The sequence below is a fragment of the Candidimonas nitroreducens genome (assembly GCF_002209565.1).
Lineage (GTDB): Bacteria > Pseudomonadota > Gammaproteobacteria > Burkholderiales > Burkholderiaceae_B > Candidimonas > Candidimonas nitroreducens.
In genome coordinates, this window is sequence record NZ_NJIH01000001.1 from 122,305 (window position 1) to 147,843 (window position 25,539).

General features: G+C 64.6%; 22 protein-coding genes. 12 read left to right on the forward strand and 10 right to left on the reverse strand.

The features are described from left to right. Positions 1 to 86: 86 nt before the first annotated feature. From CEY11_RS00575 to CEY11_RS00600, 7 genes are all read right to left on the reverse strand, one after another. Positions 87 to 1,328: a RhtX/FptX family siderophore transporter gene (locus tag CEY11_RS00575; RefSeq protein WP_088601402.1), complete on the reverse strand. Its 1,242-nt coding sequence runs from the start codon at positions 1,326 to 1,328 to the stop codon at positions 87 to 89. Next, positions 1,325 to 1,750 carry a cupin domain-containing protein gene (locus CEY11_RS00580; protein WP_143322632.1) on the reverse strand — a complete coding sequence of 142 codons (426 nt, stop codon included), beginning with the start codon at positions 1,748 to 1,750 and terminating at the stop codon, positions 1,325 to 1,327. Before CEY11_RS00580 ends, CEY11_RS00575 begins: the two co-directional genes overlap by 4 nt. Continuing rightward, the gene (locus tag CEY11_RS00585; protein WP_332888351.1) at positions 1,731 to 3,101 is read right to left on the reverse strand and encodes a PepSY-associated TM helix domain-containing protein; all 1,371 of its coding nucleotides are present in this window, start codon (positions 3,099 to 3,101) and stop codon (positions 1,731 to 1,733) included. The genes CEY11_RS00580 and CEY11_RS00585 overlap by 20 nt, the downstream gene beginning before the upstream one ends. Then, positions 3,016 to 5,067: a TonB-dependent siderophore receptor gene (locus CEY11_RS00590; RefSeq protein WP_088601568.1), complete on the reverse strand. Its 2,052-nt coding sequence runs from the start codon at positions 5,065 to 5,067 to the stop codon at positions 3,016 to 3,018. The genes CEY11_RS00585 and CEY11_RS00590 overlap by 86 nt, the downstream gene beginning before the upstream one ends. 242 nt (positions 5,068 to 5,309) lie before the next feature. After that, positions 5,310 to 6,176 (reverse strand): helix-turn-helix transcriptional regulator, encoded by an 867-nt coding sequence (locus CEY11_RS00595; RefSeq protein ID WP_088601405.1) that lies wholly within the window; start codon positions 6,174 to 6,176, stop codon positions 5,310 to 5,312. A 140-nt stretch (positions 6,177 to 6,316) separates the two neighbouring features. After that, positions 6,317 to 6,529 (reverse strand): Arm DNA-binding domain-containing protein, encoded by a 213-nt coding sequence (locus CEY11_RS24955; RefSeq protein ID WP_143322636.1) that lies wholly within the window; start codon positions 6,527 to 6,529, stop codon positions 6,317 to 6,319. 379 nt (positions 6,530 to 6,908) lie between these two features. After that, positions 6,909 to 7,877, reverse strand: a complete 969-nt coding sequence (locus tag CEY11_RS00600) for a YicC family protein (protein ID WP_088601406.1) — start codon at positions 7,875 to 7,877, stop codon at positions 6,909 to 6,911. A 275-nt stretch (positions 7,878 to 8,152) separates the two neighbouring features. Here CEY11_RS00600 and rph point away from each other — a divergent pair, with 275 nt between their 5' ends. The 6 genes from rph to ntrC all read left to right on the forward strand — a co-directional run bounded on the left by rph (position 8,153) and on the right by ntrC (position 15,451). After that, entirely contained in the window at positions 8,153 to 8,896 is a 744-nt protein-coding gene (gene rph, locus CEY11_RS00605) for a ribonuclease PH (RefSeq protein ID WP_198958799.1), read from the forward strand. A gap of 210 nt (positions 8,897 to 9,106) precedes the next feature. Beyond that, positions 9,107 to 9,694: an RdgB/HAM1 family non-canonical purine NTP pyrophosphatase gene (rdgB, locus tag CEY11_RS00610; RefSeq protein WP_233154667.1), complete on the forward strand. Its 588-nt coding sequence runs from the start codon at positions 9,107 to 9,109 to the stop codon at positions 9,692 to 9,694. A gap of 34 nt (positions 9,695 to 9,728) precedes the next feature. Continuing rightward, positions 9,729 to 10,934, forward strand: coding sequence for a radical SAM family heme chaperone HemW (gene hemW / locus CEY11_RS00615; protein ID WP_408608094.1), 1,206 nt, complete (start codon positions 9,729 to 9,731; stop codon positions 10,932 to 10,934). Positions 10,935 to 11,180: 246 nt separating this feature from the next. Then, positions 11,181 to 12,593: a type I glutamate--ammonia ligase gene (gene glnA / locus CEY11_RS00620; RefSeq protein ID WP_088601409.1), complete on the forward strand. Its 1,413-nt coding sequence runs from the start codon at positions 11,181 to 11,183 to the stop codon at positions 12,591 to 12,593. Between the two features lie 136 nt (positions 12,594 to 12,729). Further along, on the forward strand, positions 12,730 to 13,782 hold the full coding sequence (gene glnL / locus CEY11_RS00625; protein WP_088601410.1) for a nitrogen regulation protein NR(II): 1,053 nt from the start codon (positions 12,730 to 12,732) through the stop codon (positions 13,780 to 13,782). Between the two features lie 103 nt (positions 13,783 to 13,885). Beyond that, entirely contained in the window at positions 13,886 to 15,451 is a 1,566-nt protein-coding gene (ntrC, locus tag CEY11_RS00630; RefSeq protein WP_088601411.1) for a nitrogen regulation protein NR(I), read from the forward strand. A 119-nt stretch (positions 15,452 to 15,570) separates the two neighbouring features. Here ntrC and CEY11_RS00635 read toward each other — a convergent pair whose 3' ends face one another. Further along, positions 15,571 to 16,497: a LysR family transcriptional regulator gene (locus CEY11_RS00635; protein ID WP_088601412.1), complete on the reverse strand. Its 927-nt coding sequence runs from the start codon at positions 16,495 to 16,497 to the stop codon at positions 15,571 to 15,573. 320 nt (positions 16,498 to 16,817) lie between these two features. Here CEY11_RS00635 and CEY11_RS00640 point away from each other — a divergent pair, with 320 nt between their 5' ends. From CEY11_RS00640 to CEY11_RS00665, 6 genes are all read left to right on the forward strand, one after another. Continuing rightward, positions 16,818 to 17,519 carry a pirin family protein gene (locus CEY11_RS00640; RefSeq protein WP_088601413.1) on the forward strand — a complete coding sequence of 234 codons (702 nt, stop codon included), beginning with the start codon at positions 16,818 to 16,820 and terminating at the stop codon, positions 17,517 to 17,519. 138 nt (positions 17,520 to 17,657) lie between these two features. Next, positions 17,658 to 18,434: a ferredoxin--NADP reductase gene (locus CEY11_RS00645; protein ID WP_088601414.1), complete on the forward strand. Its 777-nt coding sequence runs from the start codon at positions 17,658 to 17,660 to the stop codon at positions 18,432 to 18,434. Between the two features lie 74 nt (positions 18,435 to 18,508). Continuing rightward, positions 18,509 to 18,895 carry a Rid family detoxifying hydrolase gene (locus CEY11_RS00650; RefSeq protein ID WP_088601415.1) on the forward strand — a complete coding sequence of 129 codons (387 nt, stop codon included), beginning with the start codon at positions 18,509 to 18,511 and terminating at the stop codon, positions 18,893 to 18,895. 72 nt (positions 18,896 to 18,967) lie between these two features. Beyond that, a complete protein-coding gene (gene recG / locus CEY11_RS00655) occupies positions 18,968 to 21,034 on the forward strand; it encodes an ATP-dependent DNA helicase RecG (protein ID WP_088601416.1) in 2,067 nt (688 codons plus the stop codon). A gap of 49 nt (positions 21,035 to 21,083) precedes the next feature. Beyond that, entirely contained in the window at positions 21,084 to 22,040 is a 957-nt protein-coding gene (locus CEY11_RS00660) for a LysR substrate-binding domain-containing protein (RefSeq protein WP_088601417.1), read from the forward strand. 159 nt (positions 22,041 to 22,199) lie between these two features. Next, complete coding sequence (locus CEY11_RS00665) at positions 22,200 to 23,333, forward strand: branched-chain amino acid ABC transporter substrate-binding protein (protein ID WP_088601418.1); 1,134 nt, start codon at positions 22,200 to 22,202, stop codon at positions 23,331 to 23,333. 136 nt (positions 23,334 to 23,469) lie between these two features. On the opposite strand, the gene CEY11_RS00670 is transcribed toward CEY11_RS00665, so the two are convergent. Together CEY11_RS00670 and CEY11_RS00675 are read right to left on the reverse strand one after the other, a co-directional pair. Then, positions 23,470 to 24,456, reverse strand: a complete 987-nt coding sequence (locus tag CEY11_RS00670) for a Bug family tripartite tricarboxylate transporter substrate binding protein (RefSeq protein ID WP_198958800.1) — start codon at positions 24,454 to 24,456, stop codon at positions 23,470 to 23,472. A 51-nt stretch (positions 24,457 to 24,507) separates the two neighbouring features. Continuing rightward, positions 24,508 to 25,413, reverse strand: a complete 906-nt coding sequence (locus CEY11_RS00675; RefSeq protein ID WP_158215152.1) for a TauD/TfdA dioxygenase family protein — start codon at positions 25,411 to 25,413, stop codon at positions 24,508 to 24,510. Positions 25,414 to 25,539 lie beyond the last annotated feature (126 nt).

The following is a 25,539-nucleotide window of genomic DNA, read 5'->3' on the forward strand; positions in this document are numbered from 1 at the left end:
TCCGCTCTTAGTCGAAACGAAGGAGTTCGCAGAGTCCGTGCTTATTGCCGCGACCTGTCCGCTCATCTGAGGCAAATCCATGTCGACTAAGATTCTCGTACCCAACGGGCGTGCTTGGCCGAACGTTGTTCGCGGCGCTGTAGGATGAGCGCTACTGCGAGGGCTGCGATCGCACTGGCCAAGCCCGTTGCGAATCCGCCGGCGTACCCCAGATGCGCGGCGATGCCGGTCACGGTGGAGGAAGTTGCCACTTCCCCCAGATCCCGGGTGCTCTGCACTGCCGTAATGTCGGTGCCGGCCTGTGCGCCGCGGCGGGCGAAAGCCATCGCCATGGTCATCACCGCTACCGAGGTGGCTCCCGCGCCAAAGCAGCCCAGCGCGGTTGCCAGCCACACCCACACGGCGGGAAGAGCGGGGCCGAGCGTGGACAGGCCTAGCCATAGCGCGCTTGCCAAGGCCGAAATCGCCACCCCGGCCACGAAAATAGTGTGGGAACCCAGCCGGCCCACCAGCCATGCGCCGCCCCCGCAGCCCAACACGACGGTTACCATGCCGCCCGCCATGCCAACGCGGCCCACGGCGTCGAGCGGCCATCCGGCGTCCACCAGCAGCAGCTTCGACAAGCCGTAGCCGGCCGCGGCGGTCATGGCCGAGAGCAAGGCGATGCACAGCAGGAGCAAGGCACCGGGGCGGCGGACAAAGCCAGCGAGGCTTGCTGGCTCCCGCGCCTGCAAGGCGTCGGGCGCGTCTTCGCGCCAGACTGCCGCGAGCAGCAGGCTGGCGCCTGCGACTGCGGCCAGCACGGTTAACGCCGCATGCTGGCCGAACAGACCAATCATGACCAGGCAGCCCGAGCCGCCGAAGAAAAACCCCACCATGGTTCCGCCGACCTGCAGTGCGTTGGCGCGCGCGAGTGCCGCGCCTTCGAAGTGTTCGGCAGTGAGCCCATCGGTTGCGATGTCCTGGGTGGCGCTCGCCAGCGAACCGATGGCGGCGAGTGCCACGATCCATGGCGCCGTGCCGGACGCCATGTCGAGCGCCGCAGCCGTGGCCAGACACAGCAGGACGGTCGCTTGCATGGGCAATATCCAGGTGCGGCGCCGACCCAACTTGGCGGACCAGCAGTTATCGACGCGGGAAGCCCACAGGAACTTGAGTACCCAGGGCAAGCCTACGAGGGGCAGAAAGGCCAAACTTGCCAGCGAAGCACCTTCACGGCGCAGCAGCGCAGGGAGCGCCTCCATCGCCAGGCCGAGTGGAATGCCCTGTGAAAAGTACAGCAGCGCGATCAAGAGCCACAGGTGGGTGCGGCGCAGTACGGGTTTCATGGTTGAGCCTCCAGGTCGGCACTACCCACACGGCGGTGTTCGCTGCCTTGGCTAGGTGTAATGAACATCAGCTTGCCGGCTTGCTGCACGCGCAGGCGATGCCAGTTGCCGCGCGGCACGATAAACCCCTGGCCGGCATGCAGTAGAACCGAGCGCTCGGAACCGCCCTCGCACGACAGAATGATCTCGACCTGTCCGGCGAGCAGGCAGAGGATTTCCTCGCCGCGTGGATGACGCTCCCAGTAATCCGCATGGACGGTACTGCCGTCGCTCACGGGCTTGATGCCCACGATCCAGTCGGCATCGACCCTCGCACGCTCGGCAAAAGGAACGCATCGGGCGGCCGAGTCGGTGTGCAGCGTCAACAGATTGCCGGTTAACTCAAAGGTTTGTTCCGTCTCATCAAGAGGAAATCGTGTCATCGGCAGATCCTTGGGGAAAGAGGGTAGTAAAAGGGTATGCGCGGGCGCGAAGCTTGCCGGCCAGCGAGCACAGGCCGCCTCCGGCAAGCAGCAAGAAGACGTCAATAACGAGTGCCGGCGCTTGGGCGCTCCATGCAAGGCCGGCGCTGCAGACTAGGTCGATGGCGCCCGCGAGCAAAAAACCCGGGCCAGATACGGCGGCGATGATAGTCACGCCATGGCGGCGGTACGCCGGCAGTGGCGACAGCACTGCGAAGGCCGCCCATACGACCCAGAACACCATTTGCTGTATCTCCGGCTTGGCCGGGAAGGAAGCGGGTAGAGCGCTGGTGACGAACATGAGTAGGGCGATCGCGCATAGCAGGCCGCCGCAAGTGCCCAATGCTGCGGCATGCACGGTGGCCACTTGTTGGTCTTGCGACTGGCGGCGCGCCAGCCACATCAGAATGCCGCTGGCCGTTAGCAATGCCGCGGCCAGCCCGCCGACGAAATGCAGGAGTGTGACGAGGGCGCCGCCATACTGTGCAAAGTGCAGGGGCTGGATCGCGATGAAGGCGCGCAGCCACATGCCCCGCCCGGCCATGCTGGCGTGGCGCAGCAGTTGGCCGTCGCCGGCTCGATACTGGTATTTTTCAAAGAGCGCCGTGCTCAATTGGCCGGGTTCGGTGCCGGCCAGGGTCAGGGTGGCGTTGGCATCGCCCCAGGATTGAAGGGTGACCGTCTCGAGCCGGAATGCGGGATGCGCAAGCTGGTGGCGCGACACCCGTTCATTGAGACTGGGCATGACTGCGGGATGCCCGGCCGGCCGGATCGTGGGAGCGGCCATCAACTCGCTCATCGCCTGTGGCATTCCGCCTGGGAATACGGCACGGGAAAGCGTCATCGTGCCTAGCGCACCCAGGCCGCTAAACACCCCAGTGACGCTGATCAACAGTAATAAGGGAAATAGCCAGAGGCCGATGAACTTATGTGCGTCGGCGGCCAGAGTGCGCCAGCCGCCCCGGATACGCAGTCGCGCACAAGCTGCCCAGCGGCGCGGATGCAGGACGATACCGCCCAGCAGCAATAGCGTCATCGCTACCCCCAGAAGAGAGACCGTGATGCGTCCGGCAAAGCCGCCATATAGGCTCTTGTGCAGTGTCGTAACGATCGCGCTCATCCGGGCCGGTTCGCGTACGACGACCCGCAGGCCCGCAGGATCCAACCACAGTGGCGGCGTGTGTGACGCGCCGCGGCGCTGATGCGCCCGAACCAGCCTTGTTCCATCAATATTCCGCGCGCAGTGTGAGCATGAGGCTGCGCGGCTCGCCGTAGCGGTTGTTCCAGGATGGGCTGGACAGGCTTTGGTAATAGGTTCGGTCGAACAGGTTGTTGACGTTGACCGCGGCCGTCACGCGGCGGCTGATGCGATAGCCGATCCTGGCGTTGACCAGCGCGTAGCCGCCTTGGCGCAAGGTGGTACCGCCCGATTGAACGGAGTAATCGCTTTGCGCCAGGACATCGAGCCCGATGCTCAGGCGCCGCGCATTCCAGGCAGGCGTATAGTTGCCCCACAGCCTCGCGATGTGGCGCGGCGTGAAGCTGGCGAAAGGTTGGCCCTCGGAGGTGGCGTCCTTCAAATATTTGGTGGTGTTGTAGGTATAGCTGGCCGACACACTCAGATTCGGTGTGAGCCGCCCAGTCGCTTCGGCTTCGATGCCTTGGCTTCTGACATCACCTCCCGTGATGTAGTAGCAAGCCTGGCCGACGCAGGGATGAGCGGGATCGGGCTGGGCACGGTTTCGCTGCCGGATGTCGAACGCCGCCAATGACACATTGAGCCTGCCGTGAGCCAGTTCTCCCTTTATGCCGGCCTCCAGATTGGTGCCTTCTATCGGGTTCAGCGCCTGGCCGCTCCAGGTCGCCTGGGTCTGTGGCTGAAACACCTGGGCGTAACTGGCATAGACCGACCATTGTGGAGTCAGCGCAAAGACCAGCCCGCCGTAAGGAGTGAGCTGAGTATCGGGCTTGGTGGTGGCGGTCGGCGTTTCCTGCTTCCACTGGCTCAGGCGCGCGCCTACGATCAGTTTGAGCGGATCGGCCAGGCTGAAGCGGCCCATGGCGTACAGGCCCGACTGATCGATGCGGGTCGATCCCGGCGAGCGGTAATCGCTTAGTGCGGGCTCGGGCACGCTGTGTGGATCCCAGGAAAAGACGTTCACAGGGACATTCAAAGCGGGCACGAAGCTTGCGGTGTACTGCTCGGTCTCGGTGTTCTGGAAATTCGCACCGAACAGTAATTCATGAGTACGCCCGAACAATTCGAAGGGGCCTGTGGCGTAGCCGTCCACGCTAGTCTGGGAGTTTTCGAACCGATAGGCCGCGCCCGTCAGGCGCGCACCCAGGCCGGTCGTGCGGTCGATGGCGCCGTTGGATCCGGCATATTTCAGGTGCGCATCGCTCGAAAGATGGTTGACGAGGATCTTGGACTGCCAGCCGTTGGAGAAATGGTGCTCCAGGCCCCCGAACATGCGGGTCGTGTCCCAATCAAAGCTGTCCCACGACGCGTCTAAATAGGTCGATCGTGGCAGGCCGATATCGCCGCCATCCGAATAGAAGGGCACGCCCGCCATGTTGGTGACCGAACGGATGCGCTGGTACTGGATGCCGGCGCTCAGCGTCGTGCGGCTACCCAGGTCGAGTTCACCGATGCCATAGAAATTGCTCGAGCGCTGCTTGCCGACATCGTAAAAGTAGCCACGGTCTTCCTGGCTGGCCACGACGCGGCCCCGCAGCGATCCGGAGGCATTCAGCGGCCCGCCCACATCCGCTTCGGCGCGGTAGCGATCCCAACTGCCGGCGCTGACCGCGGCGCTCGCGCCGAACTCTTTTTGCGGGCGCTTGGGCACCAGATTGACCGTGGCGGCTGGGTTGCCCGAGCCATGGAGCAGGCCGTTGGCGCCGCGCAGGATCTCCACGCGCTCATATATAGACATGTCCTGCGGCGGGGATGCCGTATTGCCCATCAGGATGGGTACGCCATCCTCTTCGAACGAGTCGATCTTGAAGCCCCGAGCGTAATAGGCGGTGGTGAGCTGCTGATAGGGCTGTACCGTGATACCCGGCGCCTGCTGCATGACATCGTCGAGTGTGCGCAGGTTCTGCTCCTGCATGCGCTCCTGATCGATGACGGTGATGGACTGGGGTGTGTCTTTGATCGACTGGGGAATTTTGGTGGTGGCGCTCACGTCCTCGTCGGGCGCCCCGGTCACCGTGATGGCGGGCAGCATGGCGGCGGCCCGGGACGCGTCCGCTACGTTGGGCGTGCCTTGCGCCATGGCGGCGCCGCAATATGCGTACAGCACAGACAAGGCGGCGCTTTCAATGTGCCGTTTCAATGCCCGTTGCGTAGGGCGGCGTGGTGCACGCCGTATTGTTGTCTTGGATGCGGGATCGACCATGGAGCTTGCCTTGTTATTGAGAATTAATCTCAATAGATGGTATGGGCAAGCCTGTGGAATCCTGTAGCGTTTGCGGAAGTTTTTCTGGCGATCGGGAAAGTTTCGAACCGGCGGGTACTTCAGCGCAGCAAGCTGGGTGCGATGCCGTAGCGCTTGCGAAATACTTTGGTGAAGTGCGAATCGGTGTAGCCGCAGGCATGCGCAGCTTCGGCCACGCTGATGTCGCCGGCGGCGAGCATCTGATGCGCCAACAGCAGGCGCTGGTCGCGCACGAATTCGTAGACACTGTGGCCGAATGCCTGGCGAAAGCCCGTGCTCAGCTTGTTGACGTTCAGGCCGGCCAGGCGCGCCAGTTCAGGCAGCGTCGGCGGTGATTGCAGCCGCTGCAGCACAATGTCGCGGGCCCGATTCAGCCGCTGCACGTCACTCGAGCGTAGTGATGCAGCAACGGTGCCGGTTTGCGCCGTCAGGGCGGCCATCACCGTTGCCGTCAGCTCGAGCGCCTTGCCTGCCAGATAGAAGGTGCGCATAGGCCCGGGGATCGGTGGCGAGAGCATCTGCCTGCCCAATGCCAGAATCGCCTTGTTGGCCCGTTGGTTCAGGCCGGCGGGAGACAGGCCAAGGCGTGTTCCGAAGCGTGGTGACAGCCAAGCGGGATCGAGGTCGAGATCATTGGCCAGCGTGTCCAGCGGCATCCGGACAGTCACATACTGCAAAGGCTCGGCAGTGCCGAACCGATGCTGAACACGATAGGGTGTTTCGCTGAGCGTGACGTGGTAAGCCGGGCCCGCGACACCAACCACTTCCTCGTCGGGAAAGCGCAACGACAGATGCCCGCCTAGGATCACGGCAAGCTTCAATCCCGGTTCGTTGTCTTCGATGATCTGCTCGGGCTCAGAGAACGTCAGCACGCCACCACTCAGAGAAACGCAGGGCGCGACAGAGGGCAACTCCCATCCGTAGGAGCGGTGGCTGGTATGGGGCATCGACAACGGCCTCCAGGGCAGGGTGCGTGACCCGTGGTTGATATCGATAAGGAAAGTATTAATTATAAACGAGAATCATTATCAATAATGTGGGCCGTGGACGTCGGCGAATAAGCCTTGCTGGCTGGCGCAGTAGGTCATTAGCGACAGTCGGAGCGCCAGCTTTCACCGTGTGCACAAAAATGTTGAATTTTCGCGCGATCCTGCCGCGCTAGTTCGCGTGCATTCTTCAAAGATACGTCGGGGAAGCGGCCGAGCACTTTCTCTTTGTTCTGTCCCCCCGAAGCGATATCGTAGACCCACGAAGCTTTGCCTTCGCGCGCTTGCCAGAGCGGCAACAATGGTGAGGCCATCCCCTATGCCTCGATCTACGGAACCGGCGTGTAGCCACGCCTTAAGTGTTCTATCTGTGACGGTCGTCGATTTAGCCACAATACGTTCTCCGATGTGTGTTTACGCAATAAACACCGGAGAACACGCGTGCTAACGCTGTTACAAAAGGGCGATTTAAGCAAAACCCGCAAAGCTAGCACTGGCGCGGCCTCCGGCCGGATCTGTGGGGGTTGTCGCGAAAATTTCGTGTAACAAGCCCAAAACCGAAATTTCCCCCACAGATACCCCCACAAATAGCGTGCGCTGCCCTGAGACCGCCTGCTACCTCTTGAAAGCCAAATTCATTAAAAACCAACGTTTTCGTGGAGTTTTCGGGGTGGTATGGAACCCCGTGAAACCCTACTCCAAATTTTGGGCCTGCTCTCTCATCTGTTCTATCAATAGTTTCAGATCAATGGCGGCGCGGGTGACGTCCAGGCCGCCTGCCTTGGAGCCCAGGGTGTTGGCTTCGCGGTTCATTTCCTGGAACAGGAAGTCCAGGCGCTTGCCGGTGCTGCCGGCCGTTTTCTTGCCGGCGGAAGCAGGGGCGGCGGAAGCCTGGTTCTTGCCGCGCCCGCTGGCGGGCTCGCCGCCGCGCAGCAGGTGCTCGAGTTCGGCGATGTGCGAGCGCAGGCGCGACAGTTCTTCGGCCACGTCGATGCGCAGCGCGAACAGCGAGGTTTCCTGGGCGATGCGGGCCGACAGTTCGGCGCCGCTGATCTGGGCAAAGCCGCCGGGGTTGGCGGCTTCCAGCGCTTCGCGCAGCCGGTTGGCAAGCTTTTCCTGGTGCTCGGCCAGCAATTGCGGCAGCTGGCTTTCTACTTGCCCGACGATTGCACCGGCCTGCGCGGCGCAATCGAGCATCATGGCCGCCAGGCGCTGGCCCTCGCGCTCGCGGTTGGACTGGAATTCGCCCAGCGCCTGCGTAGCCGCCTGCACGCAAGCGGCCGTCCAGGCATCGGGCTCGCTGGCGTCGGACTGTGCGCCGTTCGAACCGTTGAGCAATTCGCTCAGGCGCGGCGCGCGCAAATCGGGGATGACCGCGCGCGCGGCGGCCAGTTGTTGCGCGACCGTGGCCAGGTATTCCGGGTCGAGCTGGGTTTCGGACTTGGTGCGGGCCCGCGCGTACGAGGCGCGCACGTCCACTTTGCCGCGCAGCACGGCCTGGCCGATCAGCTCGCGCAGCGGGCCTTCGGCCAGGCGCAACTCGTCGGGAAGGCGGAAGTTCAGATCCAGGTAGCGGCTGTTGACGCTGCGCAGTTCGATGCTGAGGGTACCTTCGGGGGATTCGGCCCGTGCGCCGCCAAAGCCGGTCATGCTGCGTATCATGGAGTGTCCTGGATGAGATCGTCAAACCGACATTATTGCCGATCTTGCGCGTGGCTCTTGCCGGGTGCATACATGGCTATTGCCCGGGCTGTCCACTTCGCACCGGCAGCTTGCTGACCGGGCTGTTGCCGTAGCGGTTTCCAGAGGCTTATTGCCAAGACGGTTTGCGAAGACCGCAGCCCAAGACCATACCGCCGCCGCGCGCGTTCTAAAATACTCGTTTGCCCGGCCGCGCCCAGAGGTCGCAGCCGCTTGCCACCCTCTCTGGAATGATGATGTCGCCTGATACTTCGCCTGTACGCGCCTCGGCGCGCGCCCTCGACGAGCTGCGCCCGCTGTCGATCGAAACCGGCTATACGCGCTATGCCGAAGGCTCGGTGCTGATCCGCGCCGGCGGCACGCACGTGCTGTGCAACGCCAGCGTGCTGGACAAGGTTCCGCCGTTTCTGAAGGGCCGGGGGCAGGGCTGGGTTACCGCGGAATACGGCATGCTGCCGCGCGCCACGCATACGCGCGGCGACCGCGAGGCGGCGCGCGGCAAGCAAAGTGGCCGCACCCAGGAAATCCAGCGCCTGATCGGCCGCAGCCTGCGTGCGGTGTTCGACCTGCAGGCATTGGGCGAACGCACCCTGCACTTGGACTGCGACGTGCTGCAGGCCGACGGCGGCACGCGCTGCGCCAGCATTACCGGCGCCTGGGTGGCGGCGGCGCTGGCGGTGCGCGGCCTGCTGGACGGCGGCGCCATCGCGGCGGATCCGATCCGCGACAGCGTGGCGGCGGTTTCGGTCGGCCTGGTGGGGGGTGTCCCCATGCTGGATCTGGACTACGGCGAAGATTCGGGCTGCGATGCCGACGTCAATGTGGTGATGACGGGTGCCGGCGGCTACGTGGAAGTGCAGGGCACGGCCGAAGGGCTGGCCTTCGAGCGCGCCACGCTGGATCGCCTGCTGGATCTGGCGCGCGACGGTATTGCCCGTCTGGCAAGCCTGCAGCGCGAAGCACTGCAGCGCCCCGCGTAAGCGGGCCGTAAATGGCCCCAGGCCGCTTGATTCGCTGGTTCGAATCGTTCGAATAGTTCGAGTAGGAAATACATATTCATGTCCGAAAATTCTAGCCATAGCCCGGCACCCGGCCATAACGCCGCATCTGTTCGTGGCCCGGCATCTGGCCATAACGCAGAGTCTGTTCGTGGCCCGGCATCTGGCCATGGCGTTGCATCCGGCAACCGGGTGGTGCTGGCCTCGAACAATGCCGGCAAGCTGCGGGAGTTCGCCGCCATATTGGGCCAGGCCGGCCTGGCCATGGTGGCGCAAGGCGAGCTGGGGGTGGGCGAGGCCGAAGAGCCTTACGCGACCTTCGTGGAAAATGCCCTGGCCAAGGCGCGGCATGCCGCGCGCCACACCGGGCTGGCGGCGCTGGCCGACGATTCGGGCCTGTGTGTCGACGCCCTGGACGGCGCGCCCGGGGTATATTCGGCGCGCTACGCCACGCTGCATGGCGGGGAAAAATCCGATGCCGCCAATAATGCCTGCCTGATCCGCAATCTGGCGGGCGCGGTGGATCGCAGCGCCTCGTATGTGGCGGTGCTGGTGTACCTGCGTTCGGCCGACGACCCGCGGCCCTTGATTGCCCAGGGCGTGTGGCGCGGCAGCGTGCTGGAAGCGCCGCGCGGCTCGAACGGCTTCGGCTACGATCCTTATTTTTATCTGCCCGAGCTGGGGCACAGCGCCGCCGAGCTCGACCCGGCCGAGAAGAACCGGGTCAGCCATCGCGCGCGGGCCCTGGCCAGGCTGCTGCAGGCCTTGCGCGAAGAATAAAAAGGCGGAACCCGTGCCGCACCCGATCTTTACCATCCACCCCGATAAAAGCCTGCCGCAGGGCGCGACCGCCGCTGTCGAAGCGTCGTCCCGCCTGCACAGCCTGCCGCCGCTGTCGGTGTACGTGCACGTGCCCTGGTGCGTGCGCAAATGCCCATATTGCGACTTCAATTCGCATGCGCTGCGCGGCGAGCTGCCCGAGCGCCAGTACCTGGATGCCTTGCGCAGCGACATCGAGCAGTCGCTGCCGCTGATCTGGGGCCGCCGGGTCACCACCGTCTTCATCGGCGGCGGCACGCCCAGCCTGCTGTCGGCCGCCGCCGTGGACGAGATGCTGGCCATGCTGCGCAGCTATCTCACGGTGCTGCCGGATGCCGAAATCACGCTCGAAGCCAACCCCGGCACGGCGGAGGCCGGGCGCTTTGCCGATTACGCCCGCAGCGGGGTGAATCGAATTTCATTAGGTATACAAAGTTTCGACGACCGTGCCCTGCAGGCCCTGGGCCGCATCCATGACGCGCGCCAGGCGCGCGCCGCGGTGGATATGGCGCAGCAGGCGGTGCAGCGGGTCAACCTGGATCTGATGTACGCGCTGCCGGGCCAGACGCTGGACGGCTGCGCCGCAGACCTGCGCCAGGCCATGGCATACGGTACCAGCCATTTGTCGCTGTACCACCTGACCATGGAGCCCAATACGGTGTTCGCCAAGTATCCGCCGGTAGTGCCCGACGACGACACCAGCGCCGCCATGCAGGAACTGATCGCGCAGCACACGGCCGAGGGCGGCTGGGAACGCTACGAGGTCTCGGCCTACGCGCGGCCCGGGCAGCGCTGCCTGCACAATATGAATTACTGGGAATTCGGCGACTATCTGGGCGTCGGGCCCGGCGCCCACGGCAAGCTGTCGTTTCACGACCGCATTCTGCGCCAGGCGAAGGCGCGCAACCCGCAGTCCTGGATGGAGCGCGCATCACGCATGGACGGTAGCCATATCGCCGAACAACGCGAGGTGCAGGCGCAGGAACTGGGTTTCGAATTCATGCTGAATGCGCTGCGCCTGAAGGCGGGCGTGCCGGCCGCCCTGTTCACCGAACGCACCGGCCTGTCCATTCTGGCGCTGGCGCCCGCACTGGAAAGGGCGACTGCGCGCGGCCTGGTGGTGGCGGATCCTTCCAGGCTGCAGGCCACCGAGCTCGGCTGGCGGTTTTTGAATGATTTGTTGGCCGAGTTCCTGGAATGATGTGTGCCCAGCCCCGGCTCTGTTTTGCCCGTTACGCACTGTAATGGTGCATTATGGTTTTTCTCTTGCACTATAATTTGCACCATATTGGTGCGAATAGTTGGTGCGTTTGATGTTTTGCTTTTTTCGACCCGCGCTGCGATGCAAAAACACCCCAGGGATATTGCATTCAAAGCTGGCACAAGTATTGCTTTATACCTGGCAAACCTGTTTTCGGTTTGACCTAATTCCAGTCTAGGAGCCCCTATGTCCACCCCCGAAGATGTCGTACAGCTCATCAAAGACCGCGAAGTCGCCTTCGTCGATTTTCGCTTCACCGACACGATCGGCCGCGAACACCATATATCGGTGCCGGCCCATTCCGTGGATGAAGACAAGCTGGAGTCCGGCCAGGCCTTCGACGGCTCGTCCATCCCCGGCTGGAAGGGCATCGAAGCCTCCGACATGCTGCTGATTCCCGACCCGGAATCGGCCCGCCTGGATCCTTTCCGCGAAGAAACCACCCTGATCCTGACCTGCGACGTGGTCGAGCCCTCCGACCTGAAGGGCTATGACCGCGACCCGCGCTCGCTGGCCAAGCGTGCCGAGGCCTACCTGAAGTCCAGCGGCCTGGGCGACACCGCCTATTTCGGCCCGGAACCCGAATTCTTCGTGTTCGACGGCATTACCTGGAACGACGATATGTCGGGCTGTTTCGTCAAGATCAAGTCCGAAGAAGCGCCCTGGTCGCGCGGTCTGGAACTGGACGGCGGCAACCTCGGCCACCGCCCCGGCGTCAAGGGCGGCTATTTCCCGGTGCCTCCGGTCGACTCCTTCCAGGACATGCGCTCGGAAATGGTGCTGCTGATGGAACAGCAAGGCCTGCCGGTCGAAGTGCACCACCATGAAGTGGCGGCTCCCGGCCAGATGGAAATCGGCACCAAGTTCAGCACGCTGGTGCAGCGCGCCGACTGGAACCAGATCCTGAAGTACACCGTGCATAATGTTGCGCACGTCTATGGCAAGACCGCGACCTTCATGCCCAAGCCCATCGTCGGCGACAACGGCTCGGGCATGCACGTGCACCAGTCCATCTGGAAAGACGGCCAGAACCTGTTCGCCGGCAACGGCTATGCCGGCCTGTCCGAGTTCGCGCTGTACTACATAGGCGGCATCATCAAGCACGCCCGCGCGCTCAACGCCATTACCAACCCGGGCACCAACTCGTACAAGCGCCTGGTGCCGCACTTCGAAGCGCCCGTGAAGCTGGCCTATTCGGCCCGCAACCGCTCGGCGTCGATCCGCATCCCCTATGTCGGCAACCCCAAGGCGCGCCGCATCGAGGCCCGCTTCCCCGATCCCCTGGCCAACCCCTACCTGGCCTTCTCGGCCCTGATGATGGCCGGCCTGGACGGCGTGCAGAACAAGATTCACCCCGGCGACCCGGCCGACAAGAATCTGTACGACCTGCCGCCCGAGGAAGATGCCAAGATCCCGACGGTGTGCGCCTCGCTGGAACAGGCGGTGGAATACCTGGATCAGGATCGCGAGTTCCTGACCCGCGGCGGCGTGTTCAGCAACGACATGATCGACGCGTACATCGAGCTGAAGATGGCCGAGATCACCCGCCTGCGGATGACCTCGCACCCCGTCGAGTTCGACATGTACTACAGCCTGTAATACGCGGCTGCGGCCCCCGGGCTGCGCCGGGCCGCCGTGTCGCGTACGCGGCGGCCCGGCAAGCCGGCCCATCTGCGGCCTTCGATTTCAGTGGACTAGGGCCTGTTAGTGTGAACAGGCCCTAAAGGGTAGCGGCATGGATGTTTCGAGCTACGACTTGCTGGCCACTGCGGTATTGCTCCTGGACGAGCAGGGCAGGGTGGCGCATGTCAATGCGGCCGCCGAGGAATTGTTCGGCCTGTCGCGCAAGCAGTTGGCCGGCGCGCCCGCCCACGGCCTGTTCGGCCAGGACATAGGCCTGCAGGCGCGCTTTTCCCAGGCACTGCAGGGCCGCTTCGGCGTGCTGCGCCAGGATCTGGCGCTGGCGCGCCCGGACGGCGCCGTGCCGGTCAGCGTTACCCTGGTGCAGTTGCAGGGCCAGCCCTGGGCCGCGCTGCTGGAAGTGCGCGAACTCGAACACCACGTGCTGATCGAGCGCAACCGCCATCTTAGCCAGGAACTCGACGTGCAGCGTGAATCCCTGCGCAATCTGGCGCACGAAGTTAAGAACCCGCTGGGCGGGATCCGCGGCGCTGCGCAGCTGCTCGAGGCCGAGCTGGACGACGGCTCGCTGCGCGAATACACGCGTGTCATCATGTCCGAGGCCGACCGCCTCAGCGGCTTGGTCGACCGGCTGATCGCGCCGCAGCGCCAGTCGCTGAACGCCGCGCGCTTCAATATCCACGAAATTTGCGAACGCGTCTACGCCTTGCTGCGGGCCGAGTACGGCGCGCGCCTGCAGGTCGTGCGCGACTACGACGCCTCGGCGCCCGACCTGGTGGGCGACCGCGAGCGGCTGCTGCAGGCCTTGCTGAACATCGCGGGCAATGCCGCGCAGGCGCTTACCGAGAACGACACCGACGCGGCGCCGGTACTGACCCTGCGCACCCGCATCGGCCGCGGATTGATACTGGCCCGGCGCTCGGTGCGGATGGGGATCGTGGTCTCTGTCATCGACAATGGGCCGGGTGTCCCCGAGGCCTTGCGCGACAAGGTTTTTCATCCCCTGGTCACCGGCCGCGCCAGCGGCACGGGCCTGGGCTTGAGCCTGGCACAGGAATTCGTGCAGCAGCACGGCGGGGTCATCGAGTTCGATTCGGTGCCGGGCTACACCGAGTTCCGCATGATTCTGCCGCTGGAGCTGCCATGAGTGCCGCGGCGGCGGCGCGGCTCGATGTACGGCTGGCGCGCACCGGCGCGCGCCAGCGCCGTGGCCGGGTGCACGCGCCGGACAACACAGAAAGGTGGGCTGTATGAACTCCGTCTGGGTGGTCGACGACGACCAGAGCATACGCTGGGTGCTGGAAAAAGCCCTAGCCAAAGTGGCGATCGAGGTGCGCAGCTTCTCGAATGCCGCCGCGGCGCTCGAAGCGCTGCGCACCGAGACGCCGTCGGTGCTGGTTACCGACGTGCGCATGCCGGGCCAGGACGGCCTGAGCCTGCTGCAGACCATCAAGCAGCAACATCCCGGGCTGGCCGTGATCGTCATGACGGCCTTCACCGACCTGGACAGCACCGTCAAGGCCTTCCAGAAGGGTGCCTTCGACTATCTGGCCAAACCCTTCGATGTGAATGAAGCGGTGGCGCTAATCCGCCGCGCCGCGCAGGAACGCGAGGCGGCGCCGCAAGCGCAGCCCGCCTCCGGCCCGGCCGTCATGCTGCAATCGTCGTCGCTGGCCATGCAGGAAGTGTTCCGCGCCATAGGGCGGCTGGCCTCATCGCGCGCTACCGTGCTGATCACCGGCGAATCGGGCACGGGCAAGGAACTGATTGCGCGTGCCCTGCATACCCATAGCGTGCGCGCCGGCGGCCCCTTCATCGCCTTGAATGCCGCCGCCATCCCGCGCGACCTGCTCGAGGCCGAGCTGTTCGGCCACGAGCGCGGCGCCTTCACCGGCGCCACCGCCTCGCGCCAGGGGCGTTTCGAGGCTGCGAATGGCGGCACGCTGTTCCTGGACGAAATCGGCGACATGCCGCTGGAGCTGCAGACGCGGCTGCTGCGCGTGCTGGCCGAAGGCAGCTTCTACCGTGTCGGCGGCTCGCAGGCGGTCAAGGTGGACGTGCGCATCGTCGCCGCGACCCATCAGCCGCTGGAACAGCGCGTGGCCCAGGGCCAGTTCCGCGAAGACCTGTTCCACAGGCTGAACGTGATACGCCTGCGCCTGCCGCCGCTGCGCGAACGCAAGGAAGACATCCCGGCGCTGGCGCAGTTGTTCCTGGACAATAGTGCGCGCAGCCTGGGCGTGCCGGTGCGCCGGCTCACGCCTGCGGCGCTGCAGGCGCTGCGGGATTTCGATTATCCCGGCAATATCCGTCAGCTGGAGAACTTCTGCCACTGGATGTCGGTGATGTCCGCCAGCCAGGTGGTCGACGTCGGCGATTTGCCGCCGGAAATTCACGCCGGCGGGGGCACCTCGGCAGGCTCTAACCAGGGCATGGGTGTTGGTAGTGGCGCTGGTAATGGCGTGGGCAATGGTTTGGGCTCCGATCGGGGCCATGGCGCGGGCTCGGGCCTGGGCGGTGACGATGTTTCGGGAGCCCAGGCCATGCCGGCCTCTGCCTCTTACCCGGGTGGCGCCGTCCACGGCGCAGCGCAGGTCGCGGGCTGGGCCGGACTGCTGGCCGCCGACGCCCGCGCCCGGCTGGAACGCGGCGAACCCGCGGTCATGAGCACGCTGACGCGCGATTTCGAGCGCACCCTGCTGCGCACCGCGCTGGAACACAGCCGCGGCAAGCGCATCGAGGCCGCGCAGCGCCTGGGCATAGGGCGCAATACGCTGACCCGCAAGTGTCAGGAGCTGGGCCTGGAAGACGAATAATTTCGTTTCCAAATCAACCGTACACTTCGCCAGCTTCGCTTACTGTGCTTACTGTACTAGGCCACCTGTCTGCGCTTCGCTTTCGCGTTCACGATCGGTTTAGAAATGGGATGAGGGGCTCAGGCGGGTTGCTGTCCCGAGCCCGTCAGCGCCTCGTGCAGGCGCGGCGAGTCCAGGCGCTGCAGCCACCATTTCAGGCCTTCGCCCTGGGCCGGCTCGCGCCAGGCGTACACGGCCTGCTCGCGTATGGGGATGCCGGTGGCGGTCTGGCGCTGCACCAGTAAGCCCTGATCCAGCCAGGGCCGGGCCATGCACAGCGGCAGGTGGCTGACGCCCAGGCCGCGCACCAGCGCGTCGATCTTGCTGTGCATATTGGGCACGATCAGCAGCGGCTGGCGCGCATGGTAGCCGCGATCCTGAGGTTCCAGGCGGCGGCTGGTGTCGCTGACGACGATCGCGTGGCAGGCGAGCAGGTCGCCGGCAGCCAGCGCCCCTTCGTGCTGTGCCAGCGGGTGGCCCGGCGCCATGCAGAGCACGAAATCCACCGCGCCTATCGGCCGTGAACTGAAGCCGCCCGTCGGTGCGTGCAGCGCGTCGGCGCCGATCAGCAGGTCGGCGCGGCCAGTCAGCAGCGCGTCCCAGTTGCCGCCCAGCACCTCTTCGGTGAAGCGCAGCCGCGTCTGCGCGGCCAGGGCCTGGAACTCGGCCACCAAGTCCCAGATGGCCGCGGGATTCACGGCCGGGCTCAGGGCGATGCGCAGTTCGGTTTCCCAGCCGGTGGCGATGCGCCGCACGCGCAGGGCGATGTCTTCCAGTTCCGCCAGCACGTGCCGGCCATCCTCCAGCAGCGCGCGGCCCGCCGGGGTGAGGACGGCGTGCGGGCCGCGCCGGTCGAACAGCAGCACGTCCAGATCGTCTTCGAGCTTGCGTACGCTGTAGGTGACGGAAGAGGGCACTTTGTCCAGCGCCTGGGCGGCGCGCGCGAAGCTGCCATAGCGCGCGATCGCGTCGAGCATCACGAACATATCGGGGGTCAGGCTTTGCATGCGGCGGCAGGCTCCTGGACTGTGGCGGCGGCCGCCTCGGCAGCGGCGCGGCATTGCGGCACCCGAGCCTCGGCCGCGATGCGGCGGGCTCGCGGCAGCCTTCGGGCTTTGCGGCTCGCCGCCAGGAATTTCCGTGTCCGGCCGGGCCGAGGCGTCGATCCGGCTGCCGGGCAGGCTACATTCAAAAAATTTGAATATAGAGTTTAAAACGCCTCAGCCACAGGGGCAAGGCAATGTGTGAGAATTATTCCATAGCGGTTGGCACATCGGCGAATCCCAGCCCTTGGCCAACCATTCAATATTTTAAAACGGAGTATTCCATGAATGTCCTGCGACGCGCCACTGAACGGGGCCATGCCGAGCACGGCGGCTGGCTGAATTCCTATCACACGTTTTCCTTTGCCGATTACTACGACCCCGAGCACATGGGCTTTGGCGCGCTGCGCGTCATCAATGACGACCGCATCGCCGCCAGCCGTGGCTTCGGCGCCCATCCGCATCGCGACATGGAGATCATCACCTACCCGCTGGCGGGCTCGCTGCGCCATCAGGACAGCATGGGCCATGGCTCGACGATACGCCCGGGCATCGTGCAGCGCATGAGCGCCGGGCGCGGCGTGGTGCATTCGGAAATGAACCCCAGCCCCGACACCGAGGCGCATATCCTGCAGATCTGGATAGAGCCGAACGTGCGCGGCATCACGCCCGAATACGAAGAGAAGTCTTTCGACGAGGTTTACGTGCCCAATGCCCTGGTGCCGATCCTGTCGCCCGACGGCCGCGCATCCACCATGCGCATCCACCAGGATGCTCTCATGTACGCGGGCCGCTTCGACGGCGAGCTGCAGGTGGTTCACACGCTGCAGCCGGGCCGCAAGGCGTGGCTGCACGTGGCGCGCGGCGACATTCGCGTCAACGGCCAGGATCTGCACGCCGGCGACGCGCTGGCCGTGTCAGGCGAGGCGGAACTGCGCCTGGAACGCGCCGACGACGCGGAAGTGCTGTTGTTCGACCTGGCGTAACAGGCGCTGGGTAGCGGGGCGCTATCGGGAAAAACCCGTAGTCAGGTAAAATAGCAGTATCCAGCGGCCTCTCCCGGTTCTGGCCATGTACAGGCCGGGGCTGAGAGCAGGCCGCACCCCTATCTTCCACGAATCTTTATGGCAGCCTTCAACTCCGAGCAAGTTCTTAGTGTGCGTCACTGGAACGACACTTTGTTTTCCTTCACCACTACGCGTGATGCCGCGCTGCGCTTCCATAACGGCCATTTCGTCATGCTCGGCCTGGAAGTCGACGGCAAGCCGCTGGTGCGCGCCTACAGCATCGCCAGCGCCAACTACGAAGAAAATCTGGAATTCCTCAGCATCAAGGTGCAGAACGGCCCGCTGACCTCGCGCCTGCAGCACCTGCGCGAGGGCGATTCGGTGCTGGTCAGCCGCAAGCCGGTTGGCACGCTGGTGGTGCAAGACCTGAAGCCGGGCAAGCACCTGTACCTGTTCGCCACGGGCACGGGCCTTGCGCCCTTCATGAGCATCATCAAAGACCCCGAAGTCTACGAGCGCTTCGAGAAAGTCGTGCTGCTGCATGGCGTGCGCTATGCCAGCGAACTGGCCTATGCGGACTACATCCAGAAAGAACTGCCGGCCAATGAATATTTCGGCGAACAGATCCGCGACAAGCTGATCTACTATCCCACCGTCACGCGCGAACCTTTCCATCACCAGGGGCGCATCACCGAACTGGTGGAAAGCGGTAAGCTGTTCGAAGACATCGGCCTGCCGCCGCTCGATCCGGCCACCGACCGGGGCATGATCTGCGGCAGCCCGCACATGCTGGCCGACATCAGCAGCATGCTCGACCGGCGCGGTTTCGTGGTCTCGACCGGCGTCGGCCAGCCCGGCGACTACGTGGTGGAACGCGCGTTCGTCGAAAAATAAGCCCTGGGGGGCTGTTAATATTCTCTATAGATGATTACACTTCGATAGTTGTTTTCGTCTCATAGAGGTTACGCATGGCCAAGCAGATCATCCACACCGACGCGGCTCCCGCGGCGGTCGGCCCTTATTCCCAGGCGGTGGCGGCAGATTCGGGCAAGACTGTCTACCTGTCCGGCCAGATAGGGCTGGAGCCGGGTACCGGCGAACTCATATCGGAAAACTTCGAAGGCCAGGTGCGGCAGTCTTTCGCCAATCTGCAGGCAGTCATTACGGCCGCCGGCGGTACGCTCGACAGCATCGTCAAGCTTACGCTGTTCCTGACGGATCTCAGCAAGTTCGCCAGCGCCAACGCCATCATGGCCGACGTCATCCCGCAGCCTTACCCGGCGCGCTCCACCATCGGGGTGGCCAGCCTGCCCAAGGGCGCCCAGTTTGAAGTCGAAGCCGTCATCGTGGTCTAGCGCCGCCATGGCGCAGCCGCTCTCCGCCTGCCGGCGGCCCTCGTGGCCGGGCCCGGCGGCGTACCCGCACGGATGAGCGCCGCGCCGGCCGGCCGCGGCCCGCAGCGCGGCGCAAGCCCCGCCGCCACGCTAGAGCGCAAATTCCAGCGGCTCGGCCTGCGCGACGCGCAGGACTTCATCGTGCATCTGCCCATGCGCTACGAGGACGAGACTCAGGTCGTCCCCATAGGCGGCCTGCGCGCCGGCCAGACGGGGCAGGTCGAAGGCGAAGTGCTGCATTCCGAGGTGCAGTACCATCCGCGGCGCCAGCTGCATGCGCTGCTGGAAGACGGCACTGGCCGGCTGGCGCTGCGCTGGCTGCATTTTTATCCCAGCCAGCAAAAGCAATTGGCGCGCGGCCGGCGCCTGCGCGTGCGCGGCGAGGTGCGCGGCGGTTTTGCCGGCATCGAGATGGTGCATCCCAAGGTGGGTGCCGCGGACGCCGCGCTGCCCGAGGCGCTGACACCGGTCTATCCCAGCACCGACGGCCTGTCGCAGCCGGTGCTGCGCAAGGCCATCGACCGGGCGCTGCAGCAGGCCGACCTGTCCGACACGCTGCCCGAGGCGATCCGCGAACGCTACGGGCTGCTGCCCTTCGACCAGGCGATCCGCGTGCTGCATCATCCGCCGCCGCAACTGTCTTATCACGATCTGGTCGAACGCGGCCATCCGGCATGGAGCCGCATCAAGTTCGACGAGCTGCTGGCGCAGCAGCTGTCGCTGGCGCAGGCTCGCGCCGCGCGCCTGCGCCAGCGCGCTCGCAGCCTGGATCAGGACGGCCTGCTGCGCCGGCTGCGCGAACGGCTGCCTTTCACGCTGACGTCGGCCCAGGAACGCGCCGCCGCCGAGATCGCTGCCGATCTGCGCCGGCCCTTTCCCATGCATCGATTGCTGCAGGGCGACGTGGGCAGCGGCAAGACCGTGGTTGCCGCAATGGCCGCGGCCCAGGCGCTGTCCAGCGGGTCGCAGGTGGCCATCATGGCGCCCACCGAGATCCTGGCCGAGCAGCATTTCCAGAAGCTGGTGGCCTGGCTGGAGCCGCTGGGGGTAGAGATCGCCTGGCTTACGGGCAGCCTCGCGCCCAAGGCGCGCAAGGCTGCGCTGGCGGCCATTGCCGAGGGCCGGGCGGGCCTGGCCATCGGCACCCAGGCGCTGATCCAGGACAAAGTCGAATTCGCACGCCTGGATCTGGTCATACTCGACGAGCAGCATCGCTTCGGCGTGGGCCAGCGCCTGGAACTCAGCCGCAAAGGAGAGACGCAAGGCGAGCCGGGCTACATTCCGCACCAGCTGAACATGAGCGCCACGCCCATACCGCGCACTCTGGCCATGACCTTCTTCGCCGACCTGGACATCTCGGCAATCGACGAGCTGCCGCCCGGACGCAGCCCGGTGCTGACCAAGCTGGTGTCGGACGCGCGCCGCGACGAGGTGGTGGCGCGCGTGGTCGAAGAAGTGCGCCAGGGGCGCCAGGCCTATTGGGTCTGTCCGCTGGTCGAGGAAAGCGAGGCGCTGCAGCTGCAGACCGCGGTCGATACCCACGCGCGGCTGACGCAGGCGCTGCCGGGCCTGAGCGTGGGCCTGGTGCACGGGCGCCTGAAGCCGGCCGAGAAGGCGCAGGTGATGCAGGCCTTCCGCGACGGCGCCGTGGATCTGCTGGTAGCCACCACAGTCATAGAAGTCGGCGTCGACGTGCCCAATGCCTCGCTGATGATCATCGAGCACGCCGAACGCTTCGGGCTGGCGCAGCTGCATCAGTTGCGCGGCCGGGTAGGGCGCGGGTCGGCGCAGTCGGTCTGCGTGCTGATGTACCAGGCGCCGCTGTCGATGGTGGCGCGGCAGCGCCTGCGCGCCATGTACGAAACCACCGACGGCTTCGAGATTGCCCAGCGCGACCTCGAACAGCGCGGGCCCGGAGAATTCCTGGGAGTGCGCCAGTCGGGCGTGGAATTGCTGCGCTTCGCCAGCCTGGAAACCGATGCGCAGCTGGTTGAGCGCGCCAGGGCGGTGGCGCAGGAATTGCGGGAAGCCTTTCCGCGCCATGCGCGGGCCCATCTGGAACGCTGGATGCGCGGCCGGCAGGATTTTTTGCGCAGCTGAGAACCGCCGCCCTCGTCTCTTACTGAATTTGTTTTTGCAGGATGCAGATATGACCCTCACCGAATTGAAGTACATAGTGGCCGTGGCGCGCGAACGCCACTTCGGACGCGCGGCGGAAGCCTGTTTCGTCAGCCAGCCCACGCTGTCGGTGGCCATCCGCAAGCTCGAGGACGAACTGGGCGTGGTGTTGTTCGAGCGCGGCGGCACCGAGGTGGGGGTCACGCCGATAGGGCTGAAGGTGGTGGCGCAGGCGCAGCGCGTGCTGGAAGAGGGCGCCAACCTGCGCGAAATCGCGCGCGAAGGCCACGACCCGCTGGCCGGGCCGCTGCGCGTCGGGGTCATCCATACCGTCGGGCCGTACCTGCTGCCCAGGCTGGTGCCTGCGCAGATCTCCGCCACACCGCAGATGCCCTTGCTGCTGCAGGAAAACTTCACCGTGCGGCTGCTTGAATTGCTGCGCCAGGGCGAGATCGACTGCGCCATCGTCGCGCTGCCTTTGCCCGAGTCGGGCCTGATGATGCGGCCCCTGTACGACGAACCCTTTGTCGTGGCGGTGCCCCGCCATCATCCCTGGACCAAGCTCAAGGAGATCGACGCCAAAGATCTCAAGAAAGAAACCATGCTGCTGCTGGGCACCGGGCACTGCTTCCGCGACCAGGTGCTGGAAGTGTGCCCCGAACTGTCGCGCTATTCCGCCGCCAGCGACGGCATCCAGCGCACCTTCGAAGGCTCGTCGCTGGAAACCATCCGCCACATGGTTGCCGCCGGCATAGGCGTCACGGTGCTGCCCACCAGCTCGCTTTCCATGCCCGGCATGAACAGCGATCTGCTGAGCTACATTCCCTTCAAGAAACCGGTGCCCGACCGGCGCGTGGTGCTGGTCTGGCGCAAGAGCTTTCCGCGCCCGGCCGCCATCGAGGCGCTGGTGTCGGCCGTCTATGCCAGCGAACTGCCCGGCGTCAGTTACCTGCACGAAGAGAAGGCGGGCGAGCTGGCCGAGGCCTGATTCGCAGATGATCTTTCAGTGTATGCTTTGATACGGATTGGCCAAGCAAAAGAGAACGAGGCGCGAAGCCGCAGACGGTACAAGTAGTACGGCAAGGCAGCGCAACGCTGTTATCTTTTGGTTCGTCTACCCGTATGAGTTACGACAAGGAGGGCACTCATGAACATCCGCTATACCCCCGCAGCCGCCGCAATCGGCCTGGCCATCGGCATGCTGGTTTCGGCCAGCGCTGGCGCCGCCGACACCATACGCGTCGCCGTTGCCGGCCCCTTTACCGGCCCGGTCACGCAATACGGCGAGATGGTCAAGCAGGGCGTGGACACTGCCATCGAACAGATCAACGCCCAGGGCGGCGTCCTGGGCAAGAAGCTGGTGGCCGTCACCATGGACGACGCCTGCGAACCCAAGCAGGGCCCGGTGGTCGCCAACCGCGTGGTCAATGAAAAAATCCACTACGTAGTGGGCCATGTATGTTCCGGCGCCACCATCGCCGCCACCGACATCTACAACGACGAAGGCGTGGTCATGATCTCGCCCTCGGCCACCTCGCCGGCGGTCACCGACGGCAAGAACTACGACTTCATTTTCCGCACCATAGGCCGCGACGACCAGCAAGGCCCGGCGGCGGCCGACTTCATTGCCAAGCAGATCAAGCCCAAGCGCGTCGCGATCCTGCACGACAAGCAGTCCTACGGCCAGGGCATCGCCACCGCGGTCAAGAAAGAACTCGAAAAAGACGGCATCAAGGTCGTGATGTTCGAAGGCATCAACGCCGGCGACAGCGATTACTCGGCGGTCATTACCAAGTTGAAATCGGTCGACGCCGACTTCGTGTACTACGGCGGCTACCACCCGGAAATGGGCCTGCTGCTGCGCCAGGGCGCGGAACAGGGCCTGAAGGCGCGCTTCATGGGCCCCGAGGGCGTGGGCAATGCCGACATCAATGCCATCGCCGGCCCCGCCGTCGAAGGCATGCTGCTGACGCTGCCGGCCGACTACTCCAAGAACCCGGCCAACGCCGCGGTGGTCAAGGCCTTCAAAGACAAAAAGCGCGACGCCAGCGGCGCCTTCCAGCTGACTGCCTATTCGGCGCTGCTGGCCATTGCCGACGGCATCAAGGGCGTGGGCGCCGACGACCCCACCAAGGTGGCCGCCTACCTGCATAGCCATGCCATCGACACCCCGCTGGGCAAGATCTCGTGGAACAAGCAGGGCGACCTGACGAACTTCAAGTTCGAAGTGTTCACCTGGCACAAGGACGGCACCAAGACCGCCTATCAGTACCAGAAGTAAAGCGGCTTGTTCAAGCCCGGGCCGGGCCCGGCGCAGCCCTGGTGGGATGTACCGGCCCCGAAGCGGATTCGGCCCGGCGGCACGCGGGCCGCCGGCATGGCCATCCCCCCGACGCGGCCTCGATGGGCCGCGTTTTTTACAGCTTGACGTGCGGGATATTCGCCTCGGCAATCACCTGCGCCCATTTCTTGATTTCAGCACGTACGCGCGCCTGCAGCTGGGCGGGGGTCGAGCTTTCGGCAATCGCGCCTTGGGCCGTGAGGCTGGCCTGCACTTTCGGGGTGCGCAGTATCTTGGCGGTGGCGTCCGACAGACGGTTGATGATGGCGGCGGGAACGCCTGCGGGCGCTGCGAGCGCGGTCCAGGTATAGGCCTCGAAATTCGGAAAGCCTTCTTCCTTGAAGGTGGGGACGTCTGGCAGCGAAGGCAGCCGTTTCGGGGTGCCGATGGCCAGCGTCCGGATGGTGCCGTTTTTAATGTGCTGATATGAAGCCAGCACGTTGTCGAACATCACCGAGACCTGGCCGCCGATCAGATCCCTGATCGCCAGGCTGCTGCCTTTGTAAGGCACATGCACGATGTCCAGTCCATTCTGGCTCTTGAACAGCTCCATGGTCAGGTTGGGAGGCGAGCCTATGCCCGGCGACGCATAGTTGAGCTTGCCCGGATTGGCTTTGACCCAGGCGACGAATTCGGGCAAGGTTTTGGCCGGCACCGAGGGGTTTACGTTCAGCACCAGGGGCAGCACCGAGGTCAGCGAGATCTGTGCGAAATCCTTGACGGGATCGTAAGGCATGGGCTCGAATAGATCGGTGTTGATCGCGTGCGGCCCGTTGCCCGTGTGCAATATGGTGTAGCCGTCGGGCGCGGCGTGCGCCGCTGCGGCTTCGCCTATGATGCCCGACGCGCCGGCTCGATTTTCCACTATGAAAGATTGGCCGAACTCGGCCGTCAGCCTTTCGGCCAGGATGCGGGCGATGATGTCCGTCGCCCCGCCAGCGGGGAAAGGCACGATCATCCTGACGGGCCGGCTGGGCCACGTCTGCGCACTGGCGCTGCGCGCGCCGGCCATTCCCGCTATTCCCAGTGCGCTTGCGGTCGACAAGAAAGTTCTGCGTTTCATACTTGGGCTGGCTCCTCTTTTTTTAGGGCGTCGGCAGGGTGCCTGTTGGGTTTATGCGGCGCGGTAAAAGGGCTCGTCGCCAAGTATCGTGGTGCGGCGCATCAGGCGGCGGTAGCGATCGTCGAACTCAGTGGCCCGATGCATGGTCGAGCGGTTGTCCCAGAACACCAAATCGCCGGGGCGCCATTTGTGTGCGTAGACGAATTGCGGCTGCGTGGCGAAGTCGCTGAGCTCGATGACCAGTTTGCGGCCTTCGCTTTCCTCCATGCCTTCGATCGTGCGCGTCAAGCCTTCGCCCACATAAAGGGCTTGCTGGCCCGTGCTGGAGTGCGTGCGAACCACCGGATGCGCCACGGGAGGCGTTTTGGCTTCTTCTTCGGGGGTCAGCTGCGTGCGGTGCTTCAAGTAAGTGCGGTAGTGCCACGGGTAGTCATGTATCGCCCTGAGGGTCGCCAAATGCTTTTGGTCTTCGGAGTCCAGCGCCTCGTAGGCGGCGTACATGCTGGCGAATTGCGTATCGGCGCCCACGGGCGGACATTCCACGCAATAGAGCAGGGAACCCATGCTCGGGCGCTTGACGAAGGACATGTCGGAGTGCCAGAGCATGCCAGCGCGATCCGCGCCGATTTTCTCGCCCTTGTCGTTGACGACATTGGAGATGAGCGTAACTTCGGGGCACTCGCTCATATTGAATCGGCTCAGCACATGGCCGACCAGTGGGCCGAAGTGTGCGCTGAAGTCGCGGTGCGCGACAGGCGGCAATTCCTGGTTGCGGAATACCGCCACGCCATGGCGCTCCCAGGCGTCCTTGATGTCGCGGATGACGTGTGCTTGCAGCGGGGAAGCAAGATCCACCCCTTCGATCTCCACGCCTACATGCTCGCTGAGCTTGCGAATAGTGATGCCGCTGTGCTCGTAGTGATAGGTGTCCGACGCGGTGTCCGTTGCGCTGCTCATTGTTTTCTCCATTAATTGTCTCATTGTCGACAATTAAATTCTACCTAAGCGTACGCGCTATGGAAAAGAGAAATTTGTTTCTATTTGTGTCTTGATGACGGGCCGATATGCCCTATTGTCGACAGC